The organism is Xanthobacter sp. BG11Y11_SDJG (assembly GCF_057364445.1).
This window is the reverse complement of sequence record NZ_JBNFNU010000386.1, coordinates 1-4,036: the sequence shown is the minus strand read 5'-3', so window position 1 is coordinate 4,036 and position 4,036 is coordinate 1. Positions and strand designations below refer to the sequence as shown.

Below are 4,036 nucleotides of genomic sequence, written 5' to 3'. Positions count from 1 at the left end.
GGAGAAGAAGCTCGCGGAGCTGGAGCAGGCGGGGCGCGCGCGGCCGCTGCCCGGCGGGCGTCCCCGGCGCTTCTCCGCTTTCGGCTCGTCCATCCGCCCCTCCCCCGGCCAGCCCAGGCTTGCCAGTTTAAATCACTTGAATTAACCTCGCCAGCGTCATCGAAGGCCCGCACCAGCACGGGCCATGGTCACGCTTCCGGGAGGAGCCTCAATGTCCACCGCACCCACCGTCCTTCGTCATCTGCGCCGCGCCGGCTTCGCGCTGGCATTCGGCTTCGCCCTTGCGCCCGGAGCGGTGCTGGCGGGCGAGGCCTGCACCACCGACACCATCACCCTCGTCGTGCCCTACGCCCCCGGCGGGGTCGTCGACCTGGTCGGCCGCGTGGTGGCGGACGAACTGCGTACCAGCGTCGGCCAGAACGTGATCGTCGAGAACAAGGCCGGCGCCGGCAGCAATATCGGCACCGCCGCCGTGGCCCGCGCGGCCCCCGACGGGCGCACGCTGATTCTCGCCAGCGCCGCCCACACCATCAATCCGAGCCTCTACAAGAAGCTCACCTTCGACGCCATCAAGGACTTCGCGCCGGTGGGCATGGTCGGCTCGGTGCCGAACCTGATCGTCGTCAACCCGGAAGTGCCGGTCAATTCCATGGCCGAGCTGATCGCCTACGCGAAGGCCAATCCGGGCAAGATCAATTTCGGCTCGGCCGGCACCGGCTCCTCGCCGCATCTCGCCATGGAAATGCTGAAGGCGAAGACCGGCATCGACATGCAGCACGTGCCCTATCAGGGCCAGCCGCAGGCGACGCAGGACCTCATCACCAACCGCATCCAGGCCATGGCGCTGACCATGACGCTCGCCGTGCCGCTGGTGAAGGACGGCAAGCTGAAGGCGCTCGCCGTCACCTCCGACAAGCGCTCCGATGTGCTGCCGGACCTGCCGACCGTGGCCGAGACCGTGGTGCCGGGCTTCAATGTCGTCACCTATCTCGCGGTGCTCGCCCCCGCCGGCACGCCGGAGAAGACCATCAAGTGCCTCAATGCAGCGCTGGTGGCGGGCCTTGCCAAGCCGAGCGTGATCGAGCGCATGAAGCCGCTCAGCGCGATCATCACCCCCTCCAGCCCTGATGAGCTCGCCGCCTTCATGGTCAAGGACCGCGACCAGTGGGCCGAGGTCATCAAGTCCGCCGGCATCTCGGTGCAGTGACATGCACGGCGCGGCCTCTCCCCGGAACGTCTCGTTCCAAGACTATCTCGAGGAAATCCGGACCTTCACGCGGGAGGTGCTGCGCCCGGCGGAAGACGTGGTCGAACACGACGACGCGATCCCCGCCGACATCGTCGAGGCCATGCGGCGCATCGGCCTGTTCGGCATCACGCTGCCTCACCAGTATGGCGGACTTGGCTGGACCATGGAGCAGCAGGCGCTGCTCACCATGGAGTTCACCCAGGCCTCGGCGGTCTACCGCTCGCGCTTCTCCACCACCATCGGCCTGACCTCGCAGGTCATCCTCGACTACGGCACGGACGAGCAGCGCCGGCGCTATCTGCCGGCCATGGCGTCGGGCGCCATGACCGGCGCCTTCTGCCTCACCGAGGAGGCGGCGGGCTCCGACGCGGGGGCGGTGGAAACCCGCGCGGTGCGCGACGGCGATCATTATGTGATCACCGGCACCAAGCGCTACATCACCAACGCGCCGGATGCGGACGTGTTCATGGTGGTGGCGCGCACCGGCGAGGGGGAGGGCGCGGACGCGCTCTCCTGCCTGCTGGTGGAGCGCGGCACGGCCGGGCTTTCGACCCCGCCGCACGACCGCATGATGGGCCAGCGCGGCTCCCATGTGGGCGAGGTGCATTTCGCCGAATGCCGGGTTCCGGCGTCCGCTCTGGTGGGCGGAACCGAGGGCAACGGTCTCAAGAAGGCGCTGCGCGGCATCAACCACGCCCGCACCCATGTGGGCGCCACCTGCGTCGGCCAGGCGCTGCGGCTGCTGGATGAGGGCACCGCCTATCTCCTGGAGCGCGAGCAGTTCGGCAAGCCGATCGGCGAGTTCCAGGCCATGCAGGTGCTGCTCGGCGAGAGCCAGTCGGAGGTGCTCGCCGCCCGCGCTCTGGTGCTGGAGGCGGCGCGCGGCTTCGACCGCGGCCCGCCCATCCCCATCGTCGAGATCGCCTGCGCCAAGCTGTTCGCCTCCGAGATGGTGTCGAAGGTGGCGGACCGGGTGGTGCAGATGCTCGGCGGGCAAGGCTATCTGGAGCAGCGCGCCGTGGCACGCCTCTACCGGGACGTACGCCTGTTCCGCATCTTCGAGGGCACCTCGCAGATCCAGCAGACCAACATCGCCCGCGCCGTCCTGCGCCGGGGCCGGCCGCTGCCGCTGGAGTGACGGCGGCGCCGGCCGTGTGACGCGACGTTGCCGCGAACGCGCTGAGGCCGCGCCCGGGTCCGAGTGCCCAGGCCCGCAGGCCAGGATCCAACTCCCCTTTCCCGCAGACCCCAGACCGGCCTTCCCTCTTCCTAAGCGCCTGACCGGCCCCCCTCTCCCGCGTGCGGGGAGGGGGGCCGAAGCAGGGACGGCGCCTCGCGAGCATCCGCAGCAGCATCTGGAGCCCCGGCAACCGCGCGTCGGGACATGCCCACACCACCTGCCCAGCCCCTCCCACCCCGCGGCACCGGAGGCGCACACGCGGCCATTCGTCCCCGCTCCATTCCAGTTGACGTATGACGATTTTTACAGAAAGTATGAATCTGAAGCGTCGCCGGTCGGGCGGCGAGGGTGGGGGGACAGCAGCATGACCCAGGGTTTTCACAGGTCCGCGCGGCCGCGCTGGTTGCCGGCCTCGGCCTTCTCGTGCCGGCCCTCGCGGCCGCCCCCGCCGCCGCCCATTTCCAGGAGCTGCTGCCCTCCGCCGACGTGCTGCCGGACGGCGGCCCGGTGACGCTCGACCTCGTCTTCACCCACCCCATGGAGGGCGGGCCGATGATGGACATGAAGAAGCCCAAGCGCTTCGGCGTGAAGGCGGACGGCAAGGTGCGCGACCTCACCGCGACGCTGACCGACGCCGCCCGGGACGGCAAGGGCGCCTGGCGCGCCACCTACGACCTGAAGCAGCCCGGCGCCGCCGTGTTCTTCGTCGAGCCGCAGCCCTATTTCGAGCCCGCCGAGGGCAAGTTCATCATCCATTACGCCAAGGTGGTGGTGGACGGCTTCGCCTCCGGCGAGGGCTGGGACGCCATGGTCGGCCTGCCGGTGGAGATCGAGCCCCTTGCGCGGCCCACCGGGCTTTGGACCGGCAACGTCTTCCGCGGCATCGTGCGCAAGGCCGGAAAGCCAGTGCCGTTCGCCGAGGTCGAGGTGGAATATGTCAATGACGGCAAGGTGAAGGCGCCCAACGACGCCTTCGTCACCCAGGTCATCAAGGCCGACAAGGACGGTGTCTTCACCTATGCCATGCCGCGCGCCGGCTGGTGGGGCTTCGCCGCTCTGGTGGAAGCGGACGCCCCCATGACCGCACCGGACGGCAAGAAGGTACCGGTAGAGCTCGGTGCCCTCATGTGGGTGAAGGCCACCGACATGGTCCCCGCCGCGGCATCCGCCCAGGCGAAGTGAGGCGGCGATGGCCCATATCCCCGACGGCGTCCTCTCGGTTCCGGTGCTCGCCGGCGGCGCCGTGCTGGCCGTGGCGGGGATCGGCTACGGGCTGAGGCGCATCGGCGAGGAGGAGATCCCGAAGGTCGCCATCCTCGCCTGCGGCTTCTTCGCCGTGTCGCTGGTGGCAATCCCGGTGGGGCCGTCGAGCGTGCACCTGCTGCTGTCGGGGCTCATGGGGCTGATGATCGGCCCGGCGGTGTTTCCCGCCGTGTTTGTCGGCCTCGTGCTCCAGGCGCTGCTGTTCGGCTTCGGCGGGCTGACCACGCTGGGCGTCAACACCGTGACCATCGCCCTGCCGGGGCTCGTGTGCGGCGTCTTGCTCCAGCCCCTGCTGGCGCGGCGCCTCGCCCGCCAAGGCGGGGGCCGTTGGCGCCCTCGCCGGT

4 protein-coding genes are annotated in these 4,036 nt (G+C 69.8%); all 4 read left to right on the top strand.

Annotated elements, in window-relative coordinates; genetic code table 11:
- The first annotated feature begins 211 nt into the window (after positions 1-211).
- The gene (locus AC2W7M_RS21310) at positions 212-1,207 is read left to right on the top strand and encodes a Bug family tripartite tricarboxylate transporter substrate binding protein (protein WP_486134718.1); all 996 of its coding nucleotides are present in this window, start codon (positions 212-214) and stop codon (positions 1,205-1,207) included.
- 1 nt (position 1,208) lies between these two features.
- Positions 1,209-2,387 (top strand): acyl-CoA dehydrogenase family protein, encoded by a 1,179-nt coding sequence (locus AC2W7M_RS21305; protein ID WP_486134716.1) that lies wholly within the window; start codon positions 1,209-1,211, stop codon positions 2,385-2,387.
- 441 nt (positions 2,388-2,828) lie between these two features.
- The gene (locus tag AC2W7M_RS21300) at positions 2,829-3,611 is read left to right on the top strand and encodes a DUF4198 domain-containing protein (protein ID WP_486134720.1); all 783 of its coding nucleotides are present in this window, start codon (positions 2,829-2,831) and stop codon (positions 3,609-3,611) included.
- Between the two features lie 7 nt (positions 3,612-3,618).
- Positions 3,619-4,036, top strand: a 418-nt coding sequence (locus AC2W7M_RS21295) for a CbiM family transporter (protein ID WP_486134714.1), incomplete at its 3' end; no start/stop codon positions are given.